Raw genomic sequence first — 25,314 nt, forward strand, 5'->3', positions numbered from 1 at the left:
AGATGAACAGACGCAACAGCCTCCTCGTCCTTGGCGCCATGGCAGGCGCTTCGTTGCTGGGGGGCTGCGCAATGCCTTCGTCTTCCTCTTCCGCGGCGCCGTTGCGCGTGAGCGGCACGGTCTCCTATCGCGAGCGCATCGCGCTCGACCCCGCCGCCGAGGTGCGGGTGCAGCTGCTCGATGTGTCGCGCATGGATGCACCCTCGGTCGTGCTGGCCGAGCAACGCATCCAGGCCGGCGGCAGGCAACCGCCCTTTGCGTACGAGCTGAAGGTGGACGCCGCGCGCATCGATCCGCGCATGCGCTACGCCGTGTCGGCGCGCATCCTGCGCGGCGAGCAGCTCATGTTCATCAACGACACGCAGCACACGGTGCTCACGCAGGGCGCCGGCCGCACGGCCGACCTGGTGCTGGTGCGCGTGACGCAGGCCCCGCGCTAGGCAGTGGTCAGCAGCTCGTAGAGCACCATGCGCGTCTGCCGGCCGCGCAGCTCCACGAGTTCCTCGACGCGCCGCGTGTACAGCCGGCCCTGCAGGCCTGCAAAGGTTTCCTCCGACATCAGCATCTGCGTGCCCAACTGCTTGTTGATGGCCTCGATGCGGCTCGCCACGTTGATCACGTCGCCGAAAGCCGTGTAGGAAAGCCGGTCGTTCGATCCCAGCACGCCCGCGATCACCGTGCCCGTGTGGATGCCGATGCGCGTTCGGAACGCGGGCAGGCCCTGCGCACGCCACTTGCCGTTGAGCGCGTTCATCTCCACGTTCAGTTCGAGCGCGGCCTTGCAGGCCTGGTACTCGGCGTCGGGCAGGTCGGCGGGCGCACCCCACAGCACCATGATGCCGTCGCCGATGAACTTGTCGACCACGCCGCCGTGTCTGGCGAACACGCCGGTCGCGAGGTTGAAGTATTCGGTCAGCATGCCCACCAGCACATCGGTGTCGAGCGACTCCGAGATCGATGTGAAGCCTTCCACGTCGGTGAACATGACGGTGATGCGCCGCGGCGAGCCGTTGGGCGCGAGCGCATGGCCTTCGTCGATGAGCTGGTTGATCACGTCCACCGGCACGAACTTGCTGAAGGCCTTGAGGCTGCGCGCGGATTCGTCCAGCGCCTGGTCCAGGTGCTGGATCTCGAGCACGCGGCTCGGCTCGCGCGGCAGGTTGTCGAGCTCCAGCAGGCCGATGCGCCGCGCGATGTGCGAGAGGTTCTCCACCGGCGAGGTCACCAGCTTGGAGAGCTTGAGCGACATGTACAGCGCGATCGCCAGGAAGGCCAGCGCCAGCAGCAGTCCCCACAGCACGGCGCGGCGCAGGTCGCCCATCAGCATGTCCTCGGGCACCCAGCTCACCAGCTGCCAGCCCGTGGCCGGGATGAGCGAGGTCTGCACGAGGTAGCGGTGTCCTTCGAAGGCGAAGGAGAAGTCCGTGTCCTCGCGCTTGCCCGCGGTGCCGTCGGCCACCATGTGCGCATGCAGCGCGCCGAGCACGCCGCTGGGCGGCTCCAGCTTGTGGAGCACGCCGGGCTGGTCGCTGCGCGCGAGCACGCGAAAGTCGGCGCTCAGCAGCGCGCTGTCGCCGTAGCCGCCGCTGTTGAATTGCCGCACGAACTCCGACAGCCGCCCCAGCGACACGTCGCCCGCCGCCACCAGCGTCTGCGCGCTGTTGTCCGCGTAGCGGCGGCTGCCGGGCAGCGCATAGGTCACGCCGAGTTCCTGCGCGGCGGCGAACACGTAGGGCTGCGTCCAGATCGGCCCGTGCGCCGCGCGGGCCTGCAGGTACCAGCTGCGCTGCGTCGGGTCGTAGTTGCTGCGCTGGACGCCGACGCGCTGGGTGGCGTAGCGCTCCTGCGCGTCGGCCTCGGCGTCGGGCGGCCGCTTGTAGTGCCAGGTCTCGGTAGTGAAGTCCTTGCCGCGCTCGATGTAGCGCATGGCCGGCACCGGATAGCGCAGGGCCATCAGCATCTGGCCCTTCTCGTTGCTCACGTAGACGCTGTCGAGTTCGGGCGACTGCTGCAAAAGCGTCCACAGCAGCTCGGCCGTGCGCTCCGACGCGTCGCCCGCAGGCCGCAGGCTCGGCGCCGAGCCCACCGCGTTGATGACCGACTCGGTCTTCTGCAGAAATGCCCGCACCTTGTCGTCGGTGCGGTCGTGGCTGGCCTTGTGCGCCGACACGCCGATGCGCGACACCAGCCGCTGCGAGCCCCAGTAGCCCAGCGACACCAGCAGCAGCGATTGCGCCAGCGCCACCGCGCTCACGATGGTGCCGACGTCCACCCGGAAGCGGCGCGACCGCCCGGGAGGTGGTGCCGCGGCCATGGGCGCGGCGGCTTCGATCGGCGGCGTCTCCGCCACAGCCGGATGTCCGGACGAGTTCTTGTTCATGCAGCTCCCTGACGACCACTCGAACGCGCCCGCTGTGCACAGGCCGCGGGCCGGTCCCCGGTGGACTCACGGCCCCGATCATTGGTGTCAGGGATCCTGGTGGGCGCCGGAGGCCGGGCGATTTTCGCTCGACTTCGGTTTTCGTGGGCTGCAGGGTCGCGGCGGCGCTGCCGAGACCGCCGAGCCAGCCCCTATTGCGCGTCGTGGAAGATGAGCCCCAGCGTGTGCCGCCGCCCCGAGCGCAGGCGGCTCACGCCGTGGCGCATCGTCACGCGGTAGCTGCCGCGCGTGCCCGTCACGGGCCGCTGGTTGACCGCGAAGATCACGGCCTCTCCCTGTGCCAGCGACACCACTTCGGCACGCGACTGCATGCGCGGGCGCTGCTCCGTCAACACGAACTCGCCGCCCGTGAAGTCCTGCCCCGGCACGTTCAGCAGCACGGTGAGCTGCAGCGGAAACTGCAGCTCGCCGTACAGGTCCTGATGCAGGCAGTTGTAGTCGCCCTCGCCGTAGCGCAGCAGCAGCGGGGTGGGGCGCAACTGTCCTGCCGCGTGGCAGCGCGCGAGATAGGCGGCATGCTCCGGTGGGTAGTCGGCCGGCAGGCCCATGGCCGAAGCCCAGGCGTTGGCCAGCGGCGCGAGGCGCTCGTACAGCGCGCTGCGCCACGCCGCGAGCTTCTTCGGCAGCGGATAGGCAAAGTACCGGTACTCGCCCTGGCCGAAGCCGTGGCGCTGCATCACGACGCGGCTGCGGAAGCGTTCTTCCTCGTCGTACATCGACACGAGGGCGGCGCATTCGCCTGGCGTGAAGACCGGGCCGACGGCGGCGCAGCCGCGCGCGGCAAGTTCTGCTTCGATGCGGGGCCAGTCGAATGCGGCAACCTGGGAGGCGGGAGATGTCATGGCCGCAGTGTCCAGGTTTCACGCGCGGTCCACTCGCCGTTTCCGGACGCCGGTCTCGGACGCCGGCCTCGGGCGTTGTTTCCAGGCGCGGTTTTCGACTTGCGAAAGATCGCCGGCAAGGTAGCCTCGGCGCATGACCACATCGAACCCCACTGCCGCACCATCGGCCGCCGATTGGCAACTCCCCTGGGAAGGCGGCTGCCGCTGCGGCCAGGTGCGCCTGCGCATCACCGCGTCGCCGCTGCTGGCCATGGCCTGCCACTGCACCGGCTGCCAGTCGATGAGCGCCAGCGCCTTCTCGCTGTCGCTCGCCATCCCCACGCCGGGCTTCGCGGTGACGGCCGGTGAGCCCGTCATCGGCGGCCTGCACGGCGACTCGCACCACTACTTCTGCCCGCACTGCAAGAGCTGGATGTTCACGCGCACCGAAGGCATGGACCAGTTCGTGAACCTCCGCCCCACCATGCTCGACCGGCACGCCTGGTACGAGCCTTTCGTCGAGACCTGGACCGACGAGAAGCTGCCTTGGGCCTCGACGCCCGCGAAGCACAGCTTCGGCGCCTTGCCCGCCATGGAGGCGTTCCCGGCGCTGATCGAGGCCTACGCGAAGGAAGGCGCGCGGCCCGCCAAGGCCTGACGGGCTACAGCGGCGCGATCGGAATGCAGATGTTGCATTCGAACGCGCCTGTCTTCGGGTCGAATGCGCCGTCGGGCGGGTAGTGCTCGAACGCGGGGCGGCCGTCGAACTGGAAGCCGCTGGCCGGCAGCCAGTCGCGCATCAGCCGCGTCCATGCCGTGTTGATCTCCGCCGGCAGGCCCTTGAACTTCATGGCCGCATAGCGGCCTCCCGGCACCACCATCGTCTGGAAACCGCCGTCGGGCACGAAGTCGTCCGGCACCTCCACGCCGGCGTCGTATCGCGAGTGCTCGGGTGCGGTGATGCCCGGGTCGTCGTGGCTGATGCCGTAGCGCGCATGCGACCACAGGTCGTGCGCGGTGATCCATGGCGCCACGCTCTCGTTCCAGAACGCGCCCACCGGCGCGCCGAACGGGCCGACGTAGCGCAGGCAGGCGATGGTGACCGGCGGGCGGGTGATGAGTTCGACGTTCATGGGAGCCTCCACATGCGCGGTGCTGCGCGACGAAGGTTCATTCTTCGTGAATCCGTGCAGCGCGATCTGACCGGGATTGCTGTTTGCATCGCACGCCATCGCCCCTCCGTACGCGGCGCGCCAGGCACTCGGCGAACTCCCGAAGCGTGCGCGGAACGCCCGCGAGAAAGCCTCGCCCGAGCCGAAGCCCACCGACAGCGCCGCATGGAGCACCGACAGGCGCGGCTGCGTCGCCAGCCGCAGCGCGGCCACCTCCACGCGCCGCCGCCGCACGTAGTCGCCCAGCGTCTCGCCGGCCCAGGCCGCGAACAGCCGGTGAAAGTGGAAGGCCGAGAAATGCGCCACATCGGCCAGCGCCGCCAGTTCGAGCGTTTCGTCGAGGTGCGCGTCGATGTGCGTCAGCACCTTGTGCATGCGCCGTTCGTACTCGGTGCGGCTGTCGCGCGGCATGTCGGTTCAGCCTTGCTGCGCCTGCGCGAGCAGCCAGTCGCTGAAGAACTTCAGCAGCGGCCGCTGGTCGGACCGCTCCGGCGTCACCAGGTAGTAGTTGCGCTCGCCCGACAGCGGCCGCGCACAGGCCACCACGAGCTCGCCGCGCGCCAGCTCGTCGGCCACCAGCATCGTGGGCATCAGCGCCACGCCGAGCCCGTGCGAGGCGGCGGCCGCGAGGATGGAGAACAGCTCGTAGCGCGGGCCACCGCGCGCATCGGGCGCATCGATCTGCTGCGCGTCGAACCACTGGCGCCAGCCGTCGGGCCGCGTGCTCTGCTGCAGCAGCGGCATCTTCGCGATGGCCGCGGGCGTCACGGCCTTTCCGCGCGGCAGCAGGGTGGGGCTGCACACCGGCACCACGTCCTCGTGCATCAGCAGCAGCGCATGCGTGCCGGCCCAGTTCTCGACCTGCGCGGGCGTGCCGGCGTAAAGCGCGGCATCGAACTCCGCGTCGGCGAACAGGAAGGGCCGCGTGCGCGTCTCGATGTGCACCACCACGTCGGGCTGCAGCGCCGCGAAGTCCTTGAGCCGCGGCATCAGCCAGCGCGTGGCGAAGGTGGGCACCGCGGCCAGCGAGAGCGAGCCGCCTTCGCCCTGGTGCGCCATGGCGTCGAGCGCGTCGCGCTCCATCGCCTGCAGGCGCAAGGCCGTCTGCCGCGCGTAGGCGGCGCCGCTGGCGGTGAGCGCCACGCCATGGCGCGTGCGTCGGAACAGCGCCACGCCCAGGAAGGCCTCGAGCGTGCCGATCTGCCGGGACACCGCGCTCTGCGTGAGGGCGAGCTCCTGCGCGGCGCGCGTGTAGCTCTCGTGGCGCGCGGCGGCGTCGAAGCACACGAGGGTCTGCAGCGGCGGGATCTTGCGGCGCATGTATGCCTCAAAAGTAGGAATGGAGCGGGGTGCTTCTCAATGAAGATGCCGCTCGAACATCTCGCAAGACATTCTACAAACGCATATCTGGGTGCGGAATCCTCGTTTGCGTCATGGTGCCTGCGTGGCTAGGATCGGCCCATCCCCCTCTTTTTCCCTTTTCCCCTCTTCCGGAGACAGCACATGGCCGCCAAAGCGCAATTCCATTGGGACGACCCCCTTCTTCTCGACCAGCAACTGACCGACGAAGAGCGCATGATCCGCGACGCGGCCAACGCCTACTGCCAGGAGCGCCTGGCGCCCCGCGTCACCGAAGGTTTCCGCACCGGCGAGACCGACCCCGCCATCTTCCGCGAAATGGGTGCGCTCGGCCTGCTCGGCCCGACCATTCCCGAGCAGTACGGCGGCCCCGGCCTCAACTACGTGGCCTACGGCCTGATCGCCCGCGAAGTCGAGCGCGTCGACTCGGGCTATCGCTCGATGGCCAGCGTGCAGAGCTCGCTGGTGATGGTGCCCATCTTCGAATTCGGCACCGAAGGCCAGAAGCAGAAGTTCCTGCCCAAGCTCGCCACCGGTGAATGGATCGGCTGCTTCGGCCTGACCGAGCCCGACCACGGCTCCGACCCCGGCAGCATGGCCACGCGCGCCAAGAAGGTGCCGGGCGGCTACTCGCTCAGCGGCTCGAAGATGTGGATCAGCAACTCGCCGATCGCCGACGTGTTCGTGGTGTGGGCCAAGGAAGTCAGCGAAAGCGGCACTGTCGGCCCGATCCGCGGCTTCGTGCTCGAGAAGGGCATGAAGGGCCTGAGCGCCCCCGCGATCCACGGCAAGGTCGGCCTGCGCGCCAGCATCACGGGTGAAATCGTGATGGACGGCGTGTTCTGCCCCGAGGAAAACGCCTTCCCCGAAGTGCAGGGCCTGAAGGGCCCCTTCACCTGCCTGAACAGCGCCCGCTACGGCATCTCGTGGGGCGCGCTCGGTGCCGCCGAAGACTGCTGGCACCGCGCCCGCCAGTACACGCTGGACCGCAAGCAGTTCGGCCGCCCGCTCGCCGCCAACCAGCTCATCCAGAAGAAGCTGGCCGACATGCAGACCGAGATCACGCTGGGCCTGCAAGGCAGCCTGCGCCTGGGCCGCATGAAGGACGAGGGCATCGCCGCGGTGGAAATCACCTCGATCATGAAGCGCAACAACTGCGGCAAGTCGCTGGACATCGCCCGCATGGCGCGCGACATGATGGGCGGCAACGGCATCAGCGACGAGTTCGGCGTGGCGCGCCACCTGGTGAACCTGGAAGTCGTGAACACCTACGAAGGCACGCACGACATCCACGCGCTCATCCTGGGCCGTGCCATCACCGGCATCGCAGCTTTTTCAAACTGACCCCCAGTCTTACTCACTTCGTGTAGACGCCAACCCCCTTCCAGGGGGCGATGCCAGCGGCCCGGCGAAGCCGGTTCCGCGGCATCCCGCGAACTGCAGGACAACACCGACGTAGATGACGATGAACAAACCTGCTGCAGCGCTCGACGGCATCAAGGTCCTCGATCTGTCCCGCGTGCTCGCGGGCCCTTGGTGCACGCAGATCCTTGCGGACCTGGGGGCCGACGTCGTCAAGATCGAGCGTCCCGGCGTGGGCGACGACACGCGCACCTGGGGCCCGCCCTTCGTCAAGGACGCGGACGGCAACGACACCGACCAGGCCAGCTACTTCACCGCCTGCAACCGCAACAAGCGCTCGGTCACCATCGACATGGCCACGCCCGACGGGCAGGCGCTGCTCCGGCAGATGGCGGCGCAGGCCGACATCGTGGTGGAGAACTTCAAGACGGGCGGCCTCAAGCAGTACGGCCTCGACCAGGAAAGCCTGCGTGCGGCCAATCCGCGCCTCATCTACTGCAGCGTGACCGGCTTCGGGCATGACGGTCCCTACGCCGAGCGCGCGGGCTACGACCTGATGATCCAGGCCATGACCGGCATGATGAGCATCACCGGCCGCCCCGACGACGCGCCCGGCGGCGGCCCGCTGCGCGTGGGCGTGGCGCTCACCGACCTCTTCACCGGCGTGTACGCCAGCACCGCGATCCTCGCGGCGCTGCAGGTGCGCGACCGCACCGGCGAAGGCCAGCACATCGACATGGCGCTGCTCGACGTGGGCATGGCCATCCTGGCCAACCAGGCGAGCGCGTTCCTCAACACCGGCAAGGCGCCGGGCCGCCAGGGCAACACGCATCCGAGCCTCGCGCCCTACCAGGACTTCCCGACGCAGGACGGCGCGATGCTGCTGGCCATCGGCAACAACGGCCAGTTCGCGCGCTTCTGCGAAGCCTGCGGCCACCCCGAGTGGGCGAGCGATGCGCGCTTTGCGACCAACACGCTGCGCGTGAAGCATCGCGGCGTGCTGATCCCGATGATGGAAGAGCTCACGCGCACCCGCACCACGGCCGCGTGGGTCACGCTGCTCGAGGACAAGGCCGTGCCCTGCGGCCCGATCAACGACATCGCGCAGGCCTTCGACGACGCGCAGGTCAAGGCGCGCGGCCTGGCGGTGACGCTGCCGCGCGATGCGGGCGACGGCATCGCCAGCATCACCGGCGTGGCAAGCCCGCTGCGCCTGTCGGCCACGCCGCCGGTGCTGCGGCATGCACCGCCGGCGCTCGGCCAGCACACGCGCGAGGTGCTGGCGGAAATGGGCGTCGATACCGCCCGCTTCGACGCGCTGCGCGCAGCCGGCGTGGTCTGACGAGCCCGGCATGGCACAGCCGATGCGCCCACCGTTCTCGGTGCTGCGCATCGACCACGTCGTGCTGCGCGTGAAGGACGTCGAACGCGCCATCGCGTTCTACCGCGACGTGCTCGGCTGCGCCGTCGAGAAGCGCAGCGAGGCCCTGGTGCACCTGCGTGCCGGCGACAGCCTCATCGATCTCGTCACGCCCGACGGCCCGCTGGGCCGCCGGGGCGGTGCGCTGCCCGGCGACGAGGGCCGCAACGTCGACCATCTCTGCCTTCGCGTCGAGCCCTTCGACGAAGCGGCCATCCGCGCGCTGATGGCGCATCACGGCGTCGCGCTTCATGGCGACGTGCAGAACAACTTCGGCGCCGAGGGCAACGGCCCCTCGATCTACCTGAGCGATCCGGACGGCAACACCGTCGAGCTCAAGGGGCCGGCCGCCTAGGTTGCCGGCCCGGCCGCCTGCGCGCGGCCGTCTTTCCCGGCTTTCGTTTCCGATTTGTACGCCACTGTGTCCGGACGGCGCGGCGTACACACGCGCATGCAAATCTGCCGGTGGCTCGACACATCGTGGATACAGCCCCTCGATGTAATTCATACATCGCCACCGACGACACATGCACCGAGGAGGCGATGGTGTTCAACCCGCTCCTTCACCCTTCATCTTCGAAAGACACTGCCATGCAAACCACCAAGCTCCTCATCGCCGCCGCCGCTCTTTCCGCTTTCGCCATGGGCGCCAGCGCGGAGGACTACCAGGGCGTCCTGCAATTCCAGTCGTCCGCCAGCCGCACCGCGGTGCAGGCCGCAGGCGTGGTCGCAGCGCACGGCGCCGACCCGTATGCCGAAGGCGCGTCGGCCGGCGTGCCCGCCGTCGTCGCCGGCCTGAGCGATCGTGCCCAGGCCCGCGCCGACGCCATCGCCGCGGCCCGCGCCGGCAACATCTACGCCGACGGTGCCGGTGCCGGCCCGAGCGAACGCTTCGCCAGCACGCTCGACCGCGCCACCGTGCGCGCCCAGGCCGTCGCAACGGCCCACGGCATCGACCGCCTGGCCCTCTGAGCCCGGCGCCGCCGAATCGATTTCCAACTCCAACCAGCGTCATCCGAAGGAATCACCATGACCGACAAGCAAGTCCTCTACACCGGCAAGACCCACACCACCGGCGGCCGCCTGGGCGCCTCGCGCAGCAGCGACGGCAACCTCGACATCCAGCTGTCGCCGCCCGGCGGCAACGGCGCGGGCACCAACCCAGAGCAGTTGTTCGCGGCCGGCTGGTCGGCCTGCTTCATCGGCGCCATGGGCAAGGCCGCGGGCGGCCTGAAGGTCAAGCTGCCGGCCGACCTGTCGGTGGACGCCGAGGTCGACCTCGTGCTGCAGGAAGGCCAGTACTTCCTGCAGGCGCGGCTGAACGTGAGCCTGCCGGGCCTCGACCGCGACACCGCGCGCAACGTCGTCGACACGGCGCACCAGACCTGCCCGTACTCCAAGCTCACGCGCGGCAACATCAACGTCGAGCTGAACCTGGTCTGAGGCCGGTCCTCTTCACGCGCGGCCCGCCTCCTGTTTGCAGCGGGCGGGCTCGCGCATAGACTGCGCCTTCTCCGCAACCCAGCCCGGCCTCGCCGCCGGGACGTGACGTATGAGCAGCAGCAAGGTCTTCTTCGATGTGGGCATTTCGCTCGACGGCTGCATGGCGGGCCTGGACGCCAGCCCCGCCAACCCGATGGGCGACGGTGCGCGCGCCATGCACGCCTGGATCTTCCAGACCGCCACCTTCCGGGACATCCTCGGCATCCCTGGCGGCGAACGGGGCACGCCTGACGACCTGCGTGTGCAGCAGGTTTTCGCGCGGGCCGGCGCCTACGTGATGGGGCGGCGCATGTTCGACGAAGGCGAGGTCGCCTGGCCCGAGAACCCGCCGTTTCGCGCGCCCGTGTACGTGCTCACGCATTCGCCGCGCGAACCCTGGGTGCGGCAAGGCGGCACCACCTTCCATTTCGTGACCGACGGTCTCGAGAGCGCGCTGTCGCAAGCCCGGGCCGCGGCCGGCGACAAGGACGTGCGCATCTCCGGCGGCATCGACACCGTCCAGCAGGCGATCCAGGCGGGCGTGCTCGACGAATGCACGATCCACCTTGCGCCGATCCTGCTGGGTGCGGGCCGGCGGCTGTTCGACGGCATCGAGCCCGAAAAGATGAAGCTGGTGCCCGTGCGCGCCGACAGTTCGGCGCTGGTGACGCACCTGGACTACAGGTTCGACCGGCCTGCGTGAAGCGGTGGCCGGCGTTGCCTAGGCCGCCCGCCCGATGACCGCCACCGCGAACACCGCCACGCCCAGCGCGAGGTTCACCGTCACCAGCTGGCGCACCGTGTCCAGCCGCGCCGCGGCCACCGGCCAGGCGCTCTGTTCCACTGCATGCCGCAGCGCCCTGAACACCGAGGCGCGGATGTAGACGTAGATCGCGGCCATCACGATCGCGATGCCCATCATGGCCTCCACGCGCCAGTGCACGCCGCGGAAGCCGCCGGTGGCAAGGATCATCGCCACGCCGGTCACGAACAGCAGCGTGACGGCGGCGTCCACGCCGACGAAGAAGCGCCGCAGCGTCGCCACCATCATGCGCAGGCGCAGCGGCGGTTCCAGCGTGGCGACGGCCGAGGGCCGCACCGCGAAGTGCAGGGTGGCCATGCCGCCGACCCAGAAGGCGGCGCACAGCAGGTGGACGAAGAGAGGGACGACGTAGGACATGGGGCCCGATCAGAACACCGAAAGGGCCGCGTGCGCAATGCGGCGCTTCAGGCGGCGACGCTGCGCTTTCGCGCGGCGGGCCGTTTCTCGGTTGCCAGCCCCGCCGTGTCGGCGTAGCGCCGCATGTCCGCCACGATGCGGCGCAGCAGCTCCGAAGCGGCCGGCGACAGCATGCGTCCGTGGCGCGACACGATGTGCGAGCGGCCCTGCGACAGCAGCGGGTTCTTCATCGGCAGCTCGATCAGGTCGGGGCTGGTGGCGTTGGGCGTGAGCGAGATGCGGGTGCCCAGCGTGTAGCCCAGGCCGGCCGACACGAAGTGGCCGAGCGCGCTGAACGAGGTGGTGACGAGCGTCGACGGAAGCCGCACGCCTTCGCTGATCTCGGCCGCTTCGATGTGCTGGCGCACGCCGAAGTTGCGGTGCAGCGTGGCGCCGGGGTAGGGCAGCAGGTCGGCGAGCTTCAGCGGCCGGCCGAGCTGCGCCAGCGGATGCGCGCGCAGCACCATGGCCTGGATCGGCTGCGGATGCGACTCGTGCGAGGTGAGCCGCTCGTCCTTCGGCGGCTGGAACAGCATGCCGATGTGGGCGCGCTCCTCGACCACGCGCCGCACGATCTCGTCGGTGCTCGCCACGTCGAGGTCGATGGTGATCTTCGGGTGCGTGGTCATGAACTCGCGCAGGCTGTGGCGCATGAGCCAGTCGACGTAGCCCTCGCCGGCCACGATGTCGATGTGGCCCCGCTCGATCTTGCGGATGCTGTCCATCTGCGCCATGAGGTGCTGCTTCTGGCTGTTCTGGCGCCGCACGTAGCCGGCCAGCATCTCGCCCGCGTCGGTCGGCGCCACGCCGCGGCCGTGGCGCTCCAGCAGCGGCACGCCGCATTCCTGCTCGAGGATGCCGATGGCGCGGCTCACGGCCGAGGGGTCCATGTCGAGCACGTCGGCGGCGGCGCGCACCGAACCGCTGTCGAGCACCTGCATGAAGTAGCGCACGCGGCGCGTGTCGAGCCTGTCGTCCATCGCCCGGTCTCCTGAGTGTTGCATCTGATGCATCGAATATCCCGATTTACGGTCATTGATGCAATGGGCTTGCGTGCGCAAACTTGCCGGCATTCGTTCCAACCGCGCCAGATGAGCCCCCACCGATGACCTCTGCTGCCTCCGCTTTCGCCACAGCCGCGCCCGCCGGCGCCTCCGGAAAACTCAGGCTTGCGCTCGTCACGCTGGCGATCGTGGCGGCGGCCGAGCTCATCGGCCCGGTGCAGTTCAGCGTCGGGCCCGGCAAGGTCGCGCTGCTGCCGATGCTCTGGGCGCTGCTGCTTGCGGCCGCGTGGGGCATTGCACACCGGCGCTTGCCGGGTGCGGTGCGAGTGGCCACCGCCGAGCAGACCCTGGCCGGCGGCCTGCTGAACGCGGGCCTGCTGCTGTTCGTGGTGAAGCTGGGCCTCACGGTCGGCGCCGCGCTGCCGCAGGTGCGGCAGGCCGGTTGGGCGCTGCTGTTCCAGGAGTTCGGCCATGCGCTGGGCACGCTGGCCCTGGGCCTGCCGCTGGCGCTCATGCTGGGCATCAAGCGCGAGGCCGTGGGCGCCACCTTCTCGGTGGGCCGCGAGGGCAACCTCGTGATCATCGGAGAGAAGTACGGCATGGCCTCGCCCGAGGGCCGCGGCGTGCTGGCCGAGTACATCACCGGCACCGTGCTGGGCGCGCTCTTCATCGCGGTGCTGGCGGGCTTCATCGCGAGCCTGCACATCTTCGATCCGCGCTCGCTCGCCATGGGCGCCGGCGTGGGCTCGGGCAGCCTGATGGCCGCGGCGCTGGGCGCCATCGCCGCGCAGCAGCCGGCGCAGATGCTGCCGCAGCTCACCGCGATTGCCGCTGCGTCGAACCTGCTGACCACCGTGGCGGGCTTCTACTTCACGCTGTTCCTCTCGCTGCCGCTGTGCTCGTGGCTGTACGGCAAGCTGGAGCCGGTGCTGGGCCGCTTCTCGAAGCGCGGCGCGCAGGATGGCGCGGGCACCGCGGCCACCGCGGCCGTCTCGCAGGCCAGCATCGGGCATGGCGGCGCCATGCCGCTGCGCGACACGCTCATCGCCTGGGCGGTGGTGGGCGGCGGCGTGCTGATCGGCAATTCGCTGACCTACAAGGTGCCGATGCTGGTGTCGCTCGAAGGCATGGCCGCCGTCGTGGCCATCGCGCTGGTGGTCGAAGGCATCAAGCGCCTGCTGCCGCGCCTGCCGATGGTGCTGGTGCTGTCGGTGGTGGCCACGGTGGTGGGCATTCCGGGGCTGTTCCCGTTCTCCGACGCGCTCATCGCCATCACCGCCAAGCTCAATTTCCTGGCCTTCACCACGCCGGTGCTCGCGCTGGCCGGCTTCTCGGTCGCGAAGGACCTGCCGGTGTTCCGCCAGCTCGGCTGGCGCATCGTGGTGGTGTCGCTCACCGCCACCGCCGGGACCTTCCTCGGTGCAACATTGATCGCCGAATTCTTCCACTGACCTCACGAGAGACCCCACCATGTACCGCGACCCCGAAATCGCCGAAGACACCCGCGCGCGCATGCAGGCCTGGCGCCGCGACATCCATGCCAACCCCGAGACCGCGTTCGAGGAGCACCGCACCGCCAACGTGGTCGCCAACGCGCTGATGCTCATGGGCCTGCCGGTGCATCGCGGCCTGGCCGGCACGGGCGTGGTCGGCACGCTGAAGAACGGCGAAGGTCCGAGCATCGCGCTGCGCGCCGACCTCGACGCGCTGAACATGCAGGAGCTTGGCACGCAGGCGCATGCGTCGAAGTGCGTGGGCAAGATGCACGCCTGCGGCCACGACGGCCACACGGCGATGCTGCTGGGCGCGGCCGAGCACCTGTCGCGGCACAGGCCGTTCAAGGGCACCGTGCATTTCGTGTTCCAGCCGGCCGAGGAGAACGAAGGCGGCGGGCGCGTGATGGTGGAAGAGGGCCTGTTCGAGCAGTTCCCGGCCGACGCTGTGTACGGCATGCACAACTTCCCGAGCCTGCCGCGCGGCCGGTTCGCGATCCGCAAGGGCACGATGACGGCCTTTCTGGACACTTTCGAGATCGTGGTCACCGGCAAGGGCAGCCACGGCGCCATGCCCGAGACCGGCATCGACTCGGTGGTGGTTTCGGCGCAGCTCGTGAACGCGCTGCAGACCATCGTGAGCCGCCGCACCGGAGCGACCGACTCGGCCGTGGTGAGCGTCACGCAGATCCACGGCGGCGACACCTGGAACGTGATTCCCGAGACCGTGGTGCTGCGCGGCACGGTGCGCACGCTCGATGCCGCCATCCAGGACAAGACGCAGGCGGCGATGCAGCAGATCTGCGACGGCGTGGCCGCCACGCACGGCGCGAAGGTGGCGCTCGAATACCGCCGCGGCTATCCCGGCGTGGTGAACACGCCCGCCGAGACCGACGCCGCCATCGCCGCCGCGGCCAGCCTGGTCGACCGCGAGCAGGTGCACACCGACATCCCGCCGGCCATGGGTTCGGAGGACTTCGCCTTCATGCTGCAGAAGCGCCCGGGTGCGTACATCGGCATCGGCGCGGGCGAGGGCCCGAACGACCCGAACGTGCACAACCCGTACTACGACTTCAACGACAACATCCTCCCGCTGGGCGCGGCGTACTGGGTGGCGCTGGTGAAACAGCAGCTTCCGGCGCAGCCGGGCGCATGATGCGCTGATGCTGTCGGCCTTCGACATCTTCAAGATCGGGATCGGCCCGTCGAGCTCGCACACCGTGGGCCCGATGCGCGCGGCGCTGATGTTCGCGCAGTCGCTCGAGCGGCGCGGCGTGCTCGCGCGCGTGGCGCGGCTGCAGGTGGAGCTGTTCGGCTCGCTCGGCGCCACGGGCCACGGCCATGCGACCGACCAGGGCGTGATCCTCGGCCTGTTCGGCGACGCGCCCGACACCGTGCGGCCCGAGACCGTGCAACCCCGGCTCGATGCGCTGCGCCGCAGCGGCCGGCTGAGCCTGCTGGGCACCGCGCCCATTGCCTTCGACCGCGTGCGCGACATCGCCTTTCGCGGCGAGGAGTCGCTGCCCGAACATCCCAACGCGATGCGTTTCGCAGCCTTCGCGGGCGACGGCGCCGTGCTGGCCGAGACCACGTACTTCTCGGTCGGCGGCGGTTTCGTCGTGGAAGGCGGCCAGGCCGCGGCCGGGACGGTGGCCACGGCCGCTGCCGTGCCGCATCCGTTCTCGACCGGCGACGAGCTCATGGCGCAGTGCGCGGCCACCGGCCTTTCGGTGGCCGAGCTGATGCTTCGCAACGAATGCACGTGGCGGCCGGAGGCCGAGGTGCGCAGCGGCCTGCTGCGCATCTGGGGCGTGATGCAGCAGTGCGTGCAGCGCGGCTTCGGCATCGACAATCCGCTGGCCGTGCAACCCATGCCCGGCCCGCTGCGCATGCGCCGCCGCGCGAGCGAGCTGCACCGCGAACTGCTGGCGCAGGCGGGCGCGGCCGATCCGCTCGCGGCCATGGACTGGGTCAACGCCTTCGCCATGGCGGTGAACGAGGAAAACGCCGCCGGCGGGCGCGTGGTCACCGCGCCCACCAACGGCGCGGCCGGCGTGGTGCCCGCGGTGATGCACTACTACCAGCGCTTCGTGCCGCAGGCGAGCGACGACGGCATCGTCGACTTCCTGCTCACCGCCGCGGCCATCGGCATGCTCTACAAGACCAACGCGTCCATTTCCGGCGCCGAGGTCGGCTGCCAGGGCGAGGTCGGCGTGGCCTGCTCGATGGCGGCCGGCGCGCTGGCCGCGGTGCTCGGCGCCACGCCGGCGCAGGTCGAGAACGCGGCCGAGATCGGCATGGAGCACAACCTCGGCCTCACCTGCGACCCGGTGGGCGGCATGGTGCAGATACCGTGCGTGGAGCGCAACGCGATGGGCGCGGTGAAGGCCATCAACGCGGCGCGCATGGCGCTGCGCGGCGACGGCAGCCACTACGTGTCGCTCGACGCCGTCATCCGCACCATGAAGCAGACCGGCGAGGACATGAAGTCCACCTACAAGGAAACCTCGCTCGGCGGGCTCGCGGTGAACGTGGTGGAGTGCTGACGCGCGCGCCGCCGATCGGCCGGCGTCCGGGGGTCAGGGCACGAACATGTCCCACGGCCCCTTGCCCTCCGGCAGCCCGGGCCGCGCGGTGAGCGAGGCCAGCGGCTCGCCGGCCTCGAAGCGCGCGATCAACGCCTCGGGCTCGAACACCACGCCCATGAAGTTCTCCGCATAGGCGCCGCCCGCGAAGAAGGCGCTGATGTCTTCGGCGGTCTCGAACACGTCGTGCTGCAGTTCGAGCCGGTGGCCGTCGGGGTCGCGGTAGTACATCGACACGGTCGGCCCGTGGTTGATGCACCAGTAGGGCCGGATGCCTCGCGCGGCCAGCCGGCGGTAGTTGGCCAGCAGCTCGCCGAGCGAACCGTAGGTGAAGGCGATGTGTTCCAGCCCCGTGCTGGCGTCGGCCTCGTGCTTCAGGCCCGGCGGCGCGATCAGGCCGATGCGGTGGTGTTCGTCGTCGTAGGTCAGGAAGCACAGCATGTCGTTCTCGAATGCGGCATGCGCCTGCAGCACCTCGAGGTACCAGGCGCGCGAACGCGCGAGGTCGCTCACGCGCAGCACCACGTGCGCGAGCTTGACGGGGCGCAGCGCGGCGCGGGTGAAGTCGGGCAGGGCACGGGCGGGCAGGGCGATGTCGTTCATGGCGTGTTTCCTTGTTCCGGGAATGCGTTGCTCAGGCCTCGGGCTCTTCGATGACGCGGTTCTCGATGTGGCCGATGCCTTCGATCTCCACGCGCACCACGTCGCCCGGCACCAGGTAGCGCGGCGGGTCCATCAGCCCGCCCACGCCCGCGGGGCTGCCGGTGGCCAGCACGTCGCCGGGCTCCAGCGTGAAGGCGGTGCTCAGTTCGACCAGCATGGCCTCTATGCGGTGGATCATCTGCGCGGTGCTGCCGTTCTGCCGCAGCTCGCCGTTGACCCAGGTGCGCAGCCGCAGCGCATGCGGGTCGGCAATCTCGTCGTGCGTCACCAGCCAGGGGCCGAACGGGCCGTGCGTGTCGAAGGACTTGCCGAGCGTGTGCGTGGGCGCGCGCATCTGCCAGTCGCGCACGCTCAGGTCGTTCACCACCACGTAGCCCGCGACCATCGCCATCGCGTCTTCCGCGCGCACATGGCGGCAGCGCCGGCCGATGACCACGCCCAACTCGCCCTCGTAGTCGAACTGCCCGGACACGTGCGGCCGGTGCACCTCGTCGAAGGGCCCGGCCACGCACGACACCTGCTTGTTGAACCACACCTGCCCCGGTGCCCGCACCAGGCCCACCCTGGCTGCTTCGGCCAGGTGCGAGGCGTAGTTGCCGCCCAGGCCGAGGAACTTGCGCGGTGCGGGAACGGGCGCGGCCAGCCGCACGTCGGACAGCGCCACGCGCGGTGCGCCGTCCAGCGCGGCGCGCAGCCAGGCCATGCCTTCGTCGCCACGCGCGAGCAGTTCGCGCAGCCCGGGCGGCGCGCCGGGTCGTTCGCTCAGGTCGGCGATGCCGTCGTTTCGGACCACGCCGAAGCGAAGGGCGTCGCGGTGGTGGAAGCTGGCGAGTTTCATGGAACGTGAAGGTTGACCGTGGCGGAGCGATCGATGATGCTGATGGAACGAATGCAGAACAATTCGCCAAAAGAGAACGGATCGTTCTGCAGGCAGAACGACAACGAGGCGACAACAGAGCGAGACATGGAAGACTTCAACGACCTGGCCCTCTTCGCCCACGTGGTCACGCAGCAGGGCTTCAGCGCCGCGAGCCGCCACCTGGGCATTCCCAAGTCGCGCCTGAGCCGACGCATCTCCCAGCTCGAGGAACGCATGGGCGTGCGGCTGCTCCAGCGCAGCTCGCGCCGGCTGCTGCTCACCAGCGTGGGCCGGCAGTTCTACGAGCGCTGCCAGGCGACGGTGGCCGCGGGCGAGGAAGCCTTCGACGTGGTGCGCCAGGCCACCGCTCAGCCGCAGGGCCTGCTGCGCGTGAGCTGCCCGTTCACGCTCGCGCAGTTCTGGCTCACGCCGCTGATCCCGGCCTTCATGCGCGCCTGCCCCGGCGTGCGGCTGCGGCTCGAGGTGAGCAACCGGCGCGTCGATCCGCTGCAGGAGAACGTCGACGTGGTGCTGCGCGTGCGGCGCCCGCCCTTCGAGGATTCGAGCCTGGTCGCACGGCGCCTCGGCGGCACGGTCGACGTGCTGCTGGCGAGCCCGGCGCTGGTGGCGCGGCTCGGCACGCCGCAGGCGCTCGGCGACCTGGCCGCGTGGCCCGTGCTGTCGCTGCCCGACGGGAACGAGCGCTACCTGTGGACGCTGGAGCGCGGCGCGCAGGGCGAGAAACAATCGCTGTCGTTCACGCCGCATTTCGTCACCGACGACATGTTCGCGCTCAGGCACCTGGCCGAGCAGGGCATGGGACTCGCGCTGCTGCCCGAGCTCATGTGCCGCGATGCGCTCGCCGAAGGCCGGCTGGTGCGCCTGTGCGGCGAATGGGCGTGCGCGGCCAGCGAGATCCAGGCCGCCTTCGCCTCGCGGCGCGGCATGCTGCCGGCGGTGCGCGCATTCATCGACCACCTGCTGCAAAACCCGCCCGGCGAGGCGGCCGGGCGCGCGGGCTTATCCTGATCGCCCGGATTTCCCGCCAGCCCCGCAGACCCACAGACCCCACAGACGCTCCCTCCAAGAAAGCCGAGGCCCGCCATGACCCGCACCGTCGCCCAGAAGCGCGCCGCCTTCCGCACGCTCCACGAACAAGGCTGCTTCGTCATTCCCAACCCGTGGGACATCGGCAGCGCGCGCTTTCTCGAAGGCCTGGGCTTCCAGGCGCTGGCCACCACCAGTTCGGGGTTCGCGTGGTCGCAGGGCCACGCCGACGGCGCGATGTCGCGCGAGCGCATGCTGGCGCACCTGCAGGAACTGGTGGAAGCCACCGACCTGCCGGTGAACGCCGACTTCGAGAACGGCTTCGCGCCCGACGCGCAGGGCGTGGCCGCGAGTGTGCGCCTGGCCATCGAGACCGGCGTGGCGGGGCTTTCCATCGAGGACTCGACGGGCAACGCCGCCGATCCGCTGTTTCCGCTCGACGTGGCCGTCGAACGCCTGCGTGCCGCGCGCCAGGCCATCGACGCCTCGGGCGCCGACGTGATGCTCATCGGCCGAGCCGAGAACTTCTTCGCCGGCCGGCCCGACCTCGACGACGCCATCGCGCGGCTCAAGGCCTACTCGGACGCCGGCGCCGACTGCCTCTACGCGCCCGGCATCAAGACCCGCGAGCAGATCGCGGCCGTGGTGGCCGCCGTGGCGCCCAAGCCCGTGAACCTGCTCGTGGGCGGGACCAGCGAACTCACCATGCAGGACATCGCCGGGCTCGGCGTGCGCCGCGTCAGCGTGGGCGGCGGCATGGCGCGCGCGGCCTGGGGCGGCTTCATTCGCGCGGCGCGCACGCTGGCGCAGCAGGGCCGCTTCGACGGTTTCGCCGATGCAGCGGCGGGCAACGAACTCAATGCCTTCTTCCGGCCGTTCGCAGACTGACTTCGTGGCGGGACCGCTCGACGCGCTGCTCACCGAGATCCGCGCCTGCCGTGCCTGCGCGCTGCACCTGCCGCTCGGGCCGCGCCCGGTGCTGCAGGCCAGCGCGAGCGCGCGGCTGCTCATCATCGGCCAGGCACCGAGCCTCACCGTGCACCAGACCGGCGTGCCATGGGACGACCGCAGCGGCGAGCAACTGCGCCGCTGGCTCGGCATCGACCGCGCCATCTTCTACGACGCCGCGCGCGTCGCGCTCATGCCGATGGGCTATTGCTACCCGGGCCGCGGCACCAGCGGCGACCTGCCACCGCGCCGCGAATGCGCCGCGCTGTGGCACGACAGGCTGCTCGCGCAGATGACGCAGGTCGAGCTGACGCTGCTCGTCGGCCAGTATGCGCAGCGCCATGTGCTGGGCGCGAAGGCGCGCGCCGGCGTCACCGAGACCGTCGAGGCCTTCGCCGATTACGCGCCCCGCTTCATCCCGTTGCCGCATCCGTCGCCGCGCAACACGGGCTGGTTCAAGCACCATCCGTGGTTCGAGAGCGATGTGCTGCCGGTGCTGCGCGAGCGGGTGCAGCTTGCGCTTGCGCCATCGCTCACCTTGGAGCGGACAGGGCCGGCGCCTTCACCCGCATCGCCGGGCGCATCCGCGCGCAGCAGCAGGCGCATCCGGTGAATGCCGGTGAAAGGCCGGCGGCGCGCGCCTCACCACCAATGCCAGCGCGCGATGTCGTCGCTCAGTCCCATCAGCAGCAACGCCACGGCCACCAGCGCGACGATGCACTTGGTGCGCCGCGACATCCCTTCCTTCGGCGCGTAGGTTTCGGCGTCGCCGCTGAAGTGCACGCCGCAGTGCGGGCACTGGCGCACGTAGCCGAAGATGGGCTCGCCGCAGCGGGCGCAGGGCACTTCGCCGGGGCCGGGTTCGTTCGATGGCGGCGCATCGCGCAAAGCCTGGGCGGCGGCGCGCTGTCTCAGCCTTTGCCTTTCCAGCCGCATGCGGCGTTCGCGGTGCGCGGCCAGGTCGATGGGTTCGTCGGGCTTGTCGGACATCGGAGAAGTTCGGTTCAGCGCGCCTTCGGCGCGGGCTTGCTGCGTGCCGAAGGTCGCCGCGGCGGGCGGGCCTCCAGCACCAGTTCGGCGGGCAGCTGGTCGTTCCACGACTCGGTGAAATAGGCCCGGTCGCTGGGCACGAGTTGCGGCAGCGCCTCGCGCAGCAAGGCCAGCGAGTGCCCGGCCGCCTCCAGCTCGCCTGCATGCGCGGCGTACCAGGCGTGCTCGAACAGCAGGCTGCAGTGCTGCAGCCCCGGGTAGCGGCGGCGCCCGGCCTGGTGGTCGGCCAGCCTCGCCTGCGCCACCTGCACCCAGCGCGCGGGCCAGTTCGTGGCGTCGAATGCATCGGCGAGCGGTCCGGCCAGCCGGGAGACGGCCGCGGGGTCGAGCGGCTTTTGCGCGCGGAATTGCGCGAGCGTGGGTTGTTTTTCATTGTCCGGCGGCCTGCAGTGCCCGCGCGCGATGCGCATCAGGTAGATCGCGTTCCAGGCCGAGCGGCCCTGGCCGTCGGTGTGGCCGCACAGCCATTCGCTGAAGGCGATCCACTGCACCGCGCGGCGCGTGGTGTCCGCGTTGCCGTCGTGCGCCAGCGCAGGCAGGTCGGAGAGTCCGACGCGGTCGAACAGCCAGGCCGCCATGCCCATGTTGGCGGCCACGTGCTGCGCCGCGTCGAACGAGTGCGACTCGAACGCCGCCGCCAGCGCCTCGCCGAAGCGGCGCAGCGACTCCTCGGCCAGCGCGGCGGCGGCAGGCTTGTCGCCGGCCGCGAGCGCCAGCGCCTGCGAGCGGCACGCCAGCGCCCACAGGTTGCACCACTCGAAGCGCACGTCGGGATGGTGGCGCAGCACCAGCGCGCGCGATGCGTCCTCGGCCATGCCACCCAGCAGCGACTGCGCCAGCGGCAGGTCGCGCGCGGTGTAGGCGCACCAAGCCGAGACGATGCATTCCATCGCGCCGAGGTAGTCGTTGCCCGCCACGTGGTGCGCGAGCCGCTGCTTCTTGAGCGCCTGCAGCCGGCGCCGCGCCTGCTCGTTGTCGCCGAGCCGGCGCCACAGCATGGCTTCGTTCAGCGTGACCAGCGCGCGCTGGAAGTCGGTGGCGGCAAGCGTGCCGGCGAGGCGGATCGACTCCAGCGCACTGCCGTTGCCGCCGCCGGCATGGCCTGCCACCGGCGCCATCAGCCGCCCTTGCCGCGCCGCCTGCTGCGATGCGACCAGCTGCTTCCAGAAGGCGGCGTCCTGCAGGTGCACCGCATCGGGCGGCGTTGCGCCCGCACCCTGCGCCTTGCGCGAACGCAGGCCGAGGAACGAGGCCACCTCCTTCGCGGTGGCGGCATGGCCGTCGACCAGCACGCGCACTCGCTTCGCTTCGGAAGCCGGCAGCCAGAACGGGCCCTGGCTGCGCCGCTCGGCGTTCAGGAAGCGGGGCTCGCGCTGCGTGTCCTCGCCCCAGCCGACCTCGATGCCCCAGGCCTTGAAGTCGCGGAATGCGCGGCTCACCACCATGCGCAGCGTGCTCGCATCGGACACCTCGCCGCGCAGGTCCGCCAGCCTCACGAGGCCCGTGCCGGCCTCGTGGGCGTGCTGCATGCGAACCAGCAGCCAGAGCGACTGGAAAGCCGCGCGGCGGCCGTCGACCGACTGGGGCGACGTGAGCTCGATCGAGAGCAGGGCTGGGGACGCAACGGACTTGGGCACGTCCCGGATTGAACCTCAAAAAGAGGCCGTCGATCCGAACGGCCCGCGCTGATCAGTAGCGGTGGCGGTCCAGCAACCCGGGCACCTCGCTGCGCCCGATGCCGAGGTCGCGCAACTCGTGCTCGCTCATGCCGGTCAGCTGCCGCATGTCGGTGCGCGCGCGGCGTCCCCTCGTCATGCGGCGTCGCCAGCCGCGCAGGGCATGCATCAGGCGCTGATGAAAGAACGATGGCTTCGGCGCGGTCACGATGGGCTCCTTGGTTGAGAGCGCTCATCTTCCTGCGGTGCGTGATATTGTGGAAGTTGAGATTTCTGACACGATCCATCAGCTTCCCTGATATCGAAAACATCGCGTCAGCCGCACCGACACGCCTTGCTCACGCCATGCGACAGCTCAACCTCGACCAACTGCGCACCCTCATCGCCATTGCCGACCTCGGCACCTTCTCCGCCGCTGCCAAGGCGCTGCACCTCGCGCAGCCCACGGTGAGCCTGCACATCAGCGAACTCGAATCCCGCCTCGACGTGCCGCTGGTGGTGCGCGGCAACCGGCGCGTCACGCCCACGCCGGCCGGCGCGGCCCTGGTGGAGCGCGGGCGCAAGCTGCTGCGCGACACCGACGATGCGGTGGAGACGGTCAAGCGCCAGGCGGAAGGCCGGGTGGGCCGGGTGCGGCTGGGCACGTCGACCGGCGTGCTGGTCGACCTGCTGCCGCAGGTGCTCGAGGCCCTGGGCGCGGAGCACGCGGGCATCGACGTCGAGGTGAGCATCCGCGGCTCCTACGAGGCCATGGAGCGCCTCGCGGCGGGCACGCTCGACATCGGCCTGGTGGCGATGCCCCAGCCGCCGATGCGTGGCATCGTCGTCACACCCTGGTGCGAGCAGCCCATGATGGCCTTCGTGCCGCGCCGCACGAAGGCGCCGAAGCGCGTCACGCCGGCGTGGCTCGCGGCACAGCCGCTGATCTTCAACGAAGCCACCACGCACATGTACCGGCTCACGATGGAATGGTTCGCCGAGGCCGGCTTCGCGCCGCGCGCGCGCATCGAGCTCAACTACGACGCGGCCATCCGCAGCCTGGTGGCGGCCGGCTATGGCGCTGCGCTGCTGCCGCTGCAGCAGAGCACCGACACCGGGCGCAACGACCGCATGCAGGTCCTGCCGGTGACGCCGAAACTCACGCGCCGCGTGGGCATCGCGCATCGCCAGCACGCGCTGCTCGACGGCGCGACGCTGAGCGTGCTGAAGGTGCTGACGGCCTTCCGTCAGGCCTGAGGCTTCAGCGAGGCGCCGGGCTCATCGCGGCCTGGCGTACTCCGACTCGATCCAGGCGGTGGCGCTCGACGCCGTGAGCCTGAACGCAGGCGACACGTTGACGCTGGCCAGTTCCGAGTCGTCGGCGTCGTCATAGGCGGTGAGCGTGGCCGACGGGTTGTCCTCGTCGGGCACGATGGCCAGCACCACGCGAACGCGCTGGTCGTTGCGCGCTGTGACGGTCACGCTCTTGTTGAGCGCGGCGTGCAACTGCTGTTCGTGGCGGCGGATGACTTCGGCCGCGGTCTTCACCAGCGTGGAGAAGGCGGGGCCGTCGAGCGGCTTGGGGTTCTTCTTGTCGCGGCCCATGGTCCAGGGGCCGACCAGGGCGGGCTCGGGGTCGCCGTGGCGGGTCATCTCGACGGCCCAGCCGTCGTCTTCCTCGTTCTTGATGATGCGGGCGGTCCAGCGGTCGTCGCGCCAGAGGCGGTCTTGCTGCAGGGGAAGGGTCTCTGAGTCGTTCGTGTCGGTCATCGGGATGCGGGAGTTCTTGCGCGCCCCATTGTCCCCTGCGCGCCGATGTAGGCCTGCAGGCCCTCGGCCAGCGCATCGAAGGCCACGCGGCAGCGCGGGCTCGCGCGCAGGTCCTCGTGCATGGTGACCCAGGTCTCGAGTTTCAGCGAGAGGGCGCGCGGCATCAGCCGCACCAGCGGCGGGCCGCGGCGTGCCAGCGCGACCTGGCACACGCCGATACCCGCGCCCGCGCGGATCAGCGCGAGCTGGGCGAGGTCGCTGTCGGTGCGCATCGAGAAGGCTTCGCGCGTGAAGCCCTTGAACGACTTGATCGCATCGCGCACGAAGGCCGAAGGCTGGTCGTAGCCGATCAGCGTGTGCGCCGCCAGCTCTTCGGGCGTGCGCGGCGTGCCGTGGCGCGCGAGGTAGTCCGGGTGCGCATGGAAGCCCAGCTCGATGTCGCCGATGCGGCGCGCCACCAGCTGCTCCTGGCGCGGGCGCACCATGCGCACGGCGATGTCGGCCTCGCGCCGCAGCAGGTCCTGCACGCGGTTGGTCGACACCAGCTCGATCTTCAGTGCCGGGTGCGCCTCGCGCAGCTTCGCCACGATCGGCGGCAGGACCTCCACCCCGACCACCTCGCTGGTCGACACCCGCACCACGCCGCGCACGCCTTCGCCCTGGCTGGCGGCCGCGCGCTGCAGCGAGGCGGCGGTGCTCTCCATGGCCTCGGCATGACTGCGCAGCGCCAGCGCCACCTCGGTGGGCAACAGCCCCGTCTGCGAGCGCGTGAAGAGCACCACGCCGAGCGCTTCCTCGAGCGCCGCGACGTGCCGGCCGACGGTGGGTTGCGTGATGCCGAGCGCGCGTGCCGCGCCCGACAGCGACCCCTCGCGCAGCACGCCGAGGAAGGAGCGGTAGAGCTCCCAGCTGATGTTCCAGGTCATACGGAAATGTATGGCCGATGGCAAGTGTTCGGCAATTCC

28 protein-coding genes are annotated in these 25,314 nt (G+C 70.3%); 15 read left to right on the top strand and 13 right to left on the bottom strand.

Features of this window, described 5'->3' with window-relative positions:
* The first annotated feature begins 2 nt into the window (after positions 1–2).
* The gene (locus AACL56_RS03215; protein WP_339088393.1) at positions 3–440 is read left to right on the top strand and encodes a YbaY family lipoprotein; all 438 of its coding nucleotides are present in this window, start codon (positions 3–5) and stop codon (positions 438–440) included.
* Here AACL56_RS03215 and AACL56_RS03220 read toward each other — a convergent pair.
* Both AACL56_RS03220 and AACL56_RS03225 read right to left on the bottom strand, forming a co-directional pair.
* Positions 437–2,380, bottom strand: coding sequence for an adenylate/guanylate cyclase domain-containing protein (locus tag AACL56_RS03220; RefSeq protein ID WP_339088394.1), 1,944 nt, complete (start codon positions 2,378–2,380; stop codon positions 437–439). The genes AACL56_RS03215 and AACL56_RS03220 overlap by 4 nt on opposite strands.
* 191 nt (positions 2,381–2,571) lie before the next feature.
* Complete coding sequence (locus AACL56_RS03225) at positions 2,572–3,282, bottom strand: 2OG-Fe(II) oxygenase (protein WP_339088395.1); 711 nt, start codon at positions 3,280–3,282, stop codon at positions 2,572–2,574.
* A gap of 133 nt (positions 3,283–3,415) precedes the next feature.
* Here AACL56_RS03225 and AACL56_RS03230 point away from each other — a divergent pair, with 133 nt between their 5' ends.
* Positions 3,416–3,919, top strand: coding sequence for a GFA family protein (locus AACL56_RS03230; protein ID WP_339088396.1), 504 nt, complete (start codon positions 3,416–3,418; stop codon positions 3,917–3,919).
* 4 nt (positions 3,920–3,923) lie between these two features.
* Here AACL56_RS03230 and AACL56_RS03235 read toward each other — a convergent pair whose 3' ends face one another.
* Together AACL56_RS03235 and AACL56_RS03240 are read right to left on the bottom strand one after the other, a co-directional pair.
* Positions 3,924–4,844: an AraC family transcriptional regulator gene (locus AACL56_RS03235; RefSeq protein ID WP_339088397.1), complete on the bottom strand. Its 921-nt coding sequence runs from the start codon at positions 4,842–4,844 to the stop codon at positions 3,924–3,926.
* 6 nt (positions 4,845–4,850) lie between these two features.
* A complete protein-coding gene (locus AACL56_RS03240) occupies positions 4,851–5,753 on the bottom strand; it encodes a LysR substrate-binding domain-containing protein (RefSeq protein ID WP_339088398.1) in 903 nt (300 codons plus the stop codon).
* 183 nt (positions 5,754–5,936) lie between these two features.
* Here AACL56_RS03240 and AACL56_RS03245 point away from each other — a divergent pair, with 183 nt between their 5' ends.
* The 6 genes from AACL56_RS03245 to AACL56_RS03270 all read left to right on the top strand — a co-directional run bounded on the left by AACL56_RS03245 (position 5,937) and on the right by AACL56_RS03270 (position 10,759).
* Complete coding sequence (locus tag AACL56_RS03245) at positions 5,937–7,136, top strand: acyl-CoA dehydrogenase (protein ID WP_339088399.1); 1,200 nt, start codon at positions 5,937–5,939, stop codon at positions 7,134–7,136.
* Positions 7,137–7,251: 115 nt separating this feature from the next.
* Positions 7,252–8,496, top strand: coding sequence for a CaiB/BaiF CoA-transferase family protein (locus AACL56_RS03250; protein ID WP_339088400.1), 1,245 nt, complete (start codon positions 7,252–7,254; stop codon positions 8,494–8,496).
* A gap of 10 nt (positions 8,497–8,506) precedes the next feature.
* A complete protein-coding gene (locus AACL56_RS03255; RefSeq protein WP_339088401.1) occupies positions 8,507–8,929 on the top strand; it encodes a VOC family protein in 423 nt (140 codons plus the stop codon).
* Positions 8,930–9,165: 236 nt separating this feature from the next.
* The gene (locus AACL56_RS03260) at positions 9,166–9,546 is read left to right on the top strand and encodes a helicase SNF2 (protein WP_339088402.1); all 381 of its coding nucleotides are present in this window, start codon (positions 9,166–9,168) and stop codon (positions 9,544–9,546) included.
* A gap of 57 nt (positions 9,547–9,603) precedes the next feature.
* Complete coding sequence (locus tag AACL56_RS03265) at positions 9,604–10,017, top strand: organic hydroperoxide resistance protein (RefSeq protein ID WP_339088403.1); 414 nt, start codon at positions 9,604–9,606, stop codon at positions 10,015–10,017.
* Between the two features lie 109 nt (positions 10,018–10,126).
* A complete protein-coding gene (locus AACL56_RS03270; protein WP_339088404.1) occupies positions 10,127–10,759 on the top strand; it encodes a dihydrofolate reductase family protein in 633 nt (210 codons plus the stop codon).
* A gap of 18 nt (positions 10,760–10,777) precedes the next feature.
* On the opposite strand, the gene AACL56_RS03275 is transcribed toward AACL56_RS03270, so the two are convergent.
* Entirely contained in the window at positions 10,778–11,236 is a 459-nt protein-coding gene (locus tag AACL56_RS03275) for a CopD family protein (protein WP_339088405.1), read from the bottom strand.
* 47 nt (positions 11,237–11,283) lie between these two features.
* Positions 11,284–12,255 carry a LysR family transcriptional regulator gene (locus AACL56_RS03280; protein WP_339088406.1) on the bottom strand — a complete coding sequence of 324 codons (972 nt, stop codon included), beginning with the start codon at positions 12,253–12,255 and terminating at the stop codon, positions 11,284–11,286.
* 125 nt (positions 12,256–12,380) lie between these two features.
* Between AACL56_RS03280 and AACL56_RS03285 the strand changes: the two genes are divergently transcribed.
* From AACL56_RS03285 to AACL56_RS03295, 3 genes are read left to right on the top strand one after another with little or no spacing between them, the layout of a single operon-like run.
* Positions 12,381–13,730: a DUF3100 domain-containing protein gene (locus AACL56_RS03285; RefSeq protein WP_339088407.1), complete on the top strand. Its 1,350-nt coding sequence runs from the start codon at positions 12,381–12,383 to the stop codon at positions 13,728–13,730.
* A gap of 19 nt (positions 13,731–13,749) precedes the next feature.
* The gene (locus tag AACL56_RS03290) at positions 13,750–14,928 is read left to right on the top strand and encodes a M20 aminoacylase family protein (RefSeq protein WP_339088408.1); all 1,179 of its coding nucleotides are present in this window, start codon (positions 13,750–13,752) and stop codon (positions 14,926–14,928) included.
* A 4-nt stretch (positions 14,929–14,932) separates the two neighbouring features.
* Positions 14,933–16,318, top strand: a complete 1,386-nt coding sequence (locus tag AACL56_RS03295; RefSeq protein ID WP_339092791.1) for an L-serine ammonia-lyase — start codon at positions 14,933–14,935, stop codon at positions 16,316–16,318.
* A gap of 33 nt (positions 16,319–16,351) precedes the next feature.
* Here AACL56_RS03295 and AACL56_RS03300 read toward each other — a convergent pair whose 3' ends face one another.
* Both AACL56_RS03300 and AACL56_RS03305 read right to left on the bottom strand, forming a co-directional pair.
* Positions 16,352–16,960 (bottom strand): VOC family protein, encoded by a 609-nt coding sequence (locus tag AACL56_RS03300; RefSeq protein ID WP_339088409.1) that lies wholly within the window; start codon positions 16,958–16,960, stop codon positions 16,352–16,354.
* Positions 16,961–16,991: 31 nt separating this feature from the next.
* A complete protein-coding gene (locus AACL56_RS03305; protein ID WP_339088410.1) occupies positions 16,992–17,858 on the bottom strand; it encodes a fumarylacetoacetate hydrolase family protein in 867 nt (288 codons plus the stop codon).
* Positions 17,859–17,984: 126 nt separating this feature from the next.
* Between AACL56_RS03305 and AACL56_RS03310 the strand changes: the two genes are divergently transcribed.
* From AACL56_RS03310 to AACL56_RS03320, 3 genes are all read left to right on the top strand, one after another.
* Positions 17,985–18,908, top strand: a complete 924-nt coding sequence (locus AACL56_RS03310) for a LysR substrate-binding domain-containing protein (protein ID WP_339088411.1) — start codon at positions 17,985–17,987, stop codon at positions 18,906–18,908.
* Positions 18,909–18,983: 75 nt separating this feature from the next.
* Positions 18,984–19,814, top strand: a complete 831-nt coding sequence (locus AACL56_RS03315) for an isocitrate lyase/PEP mutase family protein (RefSeq protein WP_339088412.1) — start codon at positions 18,984–18,986, stop codon at positions 19,812–19,814.
* A complete protein-coding gene (locus AACL56_RS03320; protein ID WP_339088413.1) occupies positions 19,786–20,487 on the top strand; it encodes a uracil-DNA glycosylase family protein in 702 nt (233 codons plus the stop codon). The genes AACL56_RS03315 and AACL56_RS03320 overlap by 29 nt, the downstream gene beginning before the upstream one ends.
* 29 nt (positions 20,488–20,516) lie before the next feature.
* On the opposite strand, the gene AACL56_RS03325 is transcribed toward AACL56_RS03320, so the two are convergent.
* The 3 genes from AACL56_RS03325 to AACL56_RS03335 are packed head-to-tail and all read right to left on the bottom strand — an operon-like array spanning position 20,517 to position 22,808.
* Positions 20,517–20,864 carry a hypothetical protein gene (locus AACL56_RS03325; RefSeq protein ID WP_339088414.1) on the bottom strand — a complete coding sequence of 116 codons (348 nt, stop codon included), beginning with the start codon at positions 20,862–20,864 and terminating at the stop codon, positions 20,517–20,519.
* A 14-nt stretch (positions 20,865–20,878) separates the two neighbouring features.
* Positions 20,879–22,561, bottom strand: a complete 1,683-nt coding sequence (locus AACL56_RS03330) for a hypothetical protein (protein WP_339088415.1) — start codon at positions 22,559–22,561, stop codon at positions 20,879–20,881.
* A gap of 52 nt (positions 22,562–22,613) precedes the next feature.
* Entirely contained in the window at positions 22,614–22,808 is a 195-nt protein-coding gene (locus AACL56_RS03335) for a DUF1127 domain-containing protein (RefSeq protein ID WP_339088416.1), read from the bottom strand.
* Between the two features lie 137 nt (positions 22,809–22,945).
* On the opposite strand from AACL56_RS03335, the gene AACL56_RS03340 reads away from it, so the two are divergent.
* Positions 22,946–23,836, top strand: coding sequence for a LysR family transcriptional regulator (locus AACL56_RS03340; RefSeq protein ID WP_339088417.1), 891 nt, complete (start codon positions 22,946–22,948; stop codon positions 23,834–23,836).
* Between the two features lie 21 nt (positions 23,837–23,857).
* On the opposite strand, the gene AACL56_RS03345 is transcribed toward AACL56_RS03340, so the two are convergent.
* On the bottom strand, positions 23,858–24,349 hold the full coding sequence (locus tag AACL56_RS03345; RefSeq protein ID WP_339088418.1) for a hypothetical protein: 492 nt from the start codon (positions 24,347–24,349) through the stop codon (positions 23,858–23,860).
* Entirely contained in the window at positions 24,346–25,275 is a 930-nt protein-coding gene (locus tag AACL56_RS03350) for a LysR family transcriptional regulator (protein WP_339088419.1), read from the bottom strand. Before AACL56_RS03350 ends, AACL56_RS03345 begins: the two co-directional genes overlap by 4 nt.
* Positions 25,276–25,314 lie beyond the last annotated feature (39 nt).

Source organism: Variovorax paradoxus (assembly GCF_902712855.1).
Taxonomy (GTDB): Bacteria; Pseudomonadota; Gammaproteobacteria; order Burkholderiales; family Burkholderiaceae_C; genus Variovorax; species Variovorax paradoxus_Q.

Excerpts from the sequence above, each read along its gene's own strand:
- AACL56_RS03215 (WP_339088393.1), top strand. The coding sequence starts at position 3 with ATGAACAGACGCAACAGCCTCCTCGTCCTTGGCGCCATGGCAGGCGCT.
- AACL56_RS03220 (WP_339088394.1), bottom strand. The coding sequence starts at position 2,380 with ATGAACAAGAACTCGTCCGGACATCCGGCTGTGGCGGAGACGCCGCCG.
- AACL56_RS03225 (WP_339088395.1), bottom strand. The coding sequence starts at position 3,282 with ATGACATCTCCCGCCTCCCAGGTTGCCGCATTCGACTGGCCCCGCATC.
- AACL56_RS03230 (WP_339088396.1), top strand. The coding sequence starts at position 3,416 with ATGACCACATCGAACCCCACTGCCGCACCATCGGCCGCCGATTGGCAA.
- AACL56_RS03235 (WP_339088397.1), bottom strand. The coding sequence starts at position 4,844 with ATGCCGCGCGACAGCCGCACCGAGTACGAACGGCGCATGCACAAGGTG.
- AACL56_RS03240 (WP_339088398.1), bottom strand. The coding sequence starts at position 5,753 with ATGCGCCGCAAGATCCCGCCGCTGCAGACCCTCGTGTGCTTCGACGCC.
- AACL56_RS03245 (WP_339088399.1), top strand. The coding sequence starts at position 5,937 with ATGGCCGCCAAAGCGCAATTCCATTGGGACGACCCCCTTCTTCTCGAC.
- AACL56_RS03250 (WP_339088400.1), top strand. The coding sequence starts at position 7,252 with ATGACGATGAACAAACCTGCTGCAGCGCTCGACGGCATCAAGGTCCTC.
- AACL56_RS03255 (WP_339088401.1), top strand. The coding sequence starts at position 8,507 with ATGGCACAGCCGATGCGCCCACCGTTCTCGGTGCTGCGCATCGACCAC.
- AACL56_RS03260 (WP_339088402.1), top strand. The coding sequence starts at position 9,166 with ATGCAAACCACCAAGCTCCTCATCGCCGCCGCCGCTCTTTCCGCTTTC.
- AACL56_RS03265 (WP_339088403.1), top strand. The coding sequence starts at position 9,604 with ATGACCGACAAGCAAGTCCTCTACACCGGCAAGACCCACACCACCGGC.
- AACL56_RS03270 (WP_339088404.1), top strand. The coding sequence starts at position 10,127 with ATGAGCAGCAGCAAGGTCTTCTTCGATGTGGGCATTTCGCTCGACGGC.
- AACL56_RS03275 (WP_339088405.1), bottom strand. The coding sequence starts at position 11,236 with ATGTCCTACGTCGTCCCTCTCTTCGTCCACCTGCTGTGCGCCGCCTTC.
- AACL56_RS03280 (WP_339088406.1), bottom strand. The coding sequence starts at position 12,255 with ATGGACGACAGGCTCGACACGCGCCGCGTGCGCTACTTCATGCAGGTG.
- AACL56_RS03285 (WP_339088407.1), top strand. The coding sequence starts at position 12,381 with ATGACCTCTGCTGCCTCCGCTTTCGCCACAGCCGCGCCCGCCGGCGCC.
- AACL56_RS03290 (WP_339088408.1), top strand. The coding sequence starts at position 13,750 with ATGTACCGCGACCCCGAAATCGCCGAAGACACCCGCGCGCGCATGCAG.
- AACL56_RS03300 (WP_339088409.1), bottom strand. The coding sequence starts at position 16,960 with ATGAACGACATCGCCCTGCCCGCCCGTGCCCTGCCCGACTTCACCCGC.
- AACL56_RS03305 (WP_339088410.1), bottom strand. The coding sequence starts at position 17,858 with ATGAAACTCGCCAGCTTCCACCACCGCGACGCCCTTCGCTTCGGCGTG.
- AACL56_RS03310 (WP_339088411.1), top strand. The coding sequence starts at position 17,985 with ATGGAAGACTTCAACGACCTGGCCCTCTTCGCCCACGTGGTCACGCAG.
- AACL56_RS03315 (WP_339088412.1), top strand. The coding sequence starts at position 18,984 with ATGACCCGCACCGTCGCCCAGAAGCGCGCCGCCTTCCGCACGCTCCAC.
- AACL56_RS03320 (WP_339088413.1), top strand. The coding sequence starts at position 19,786 with ATGCCTTCTTCCGGCCGTTCGCAGACTGACTTCGTGGCGGGACCGCTC.
- AACL56_RS03325 (WP_339088414.1), bottom strand. The coding sequence starts at position 20,864 with ATGTCCGACAAGCCCGACGAACCCATCGACCTGGCCGCGCACCGCGAA.
- AACL56_RS03340 (WP_339088417.1), top strand. The coding sequence starts at position 22,946 with ATGCGACAGCTCAACCTCGACCAACTGCGCACCCTCATCGCCATTGCC.
- AACL56_RS03345 (WP_339088418.1), bottom strand. The coding sequence starts at position 24,349 with ATGACCGACACGAACGACTCAGAGACCCTTCCCCTGCAGCAAGACCGC.
- AACL56_RS03350 (WP_339088419.1), bottom strand. The coding sequence starts at position 25,275 with ATGACCTGGAACATCAGCTGGGAGCTCTACCGCTCCTTCCTCGGCGTG.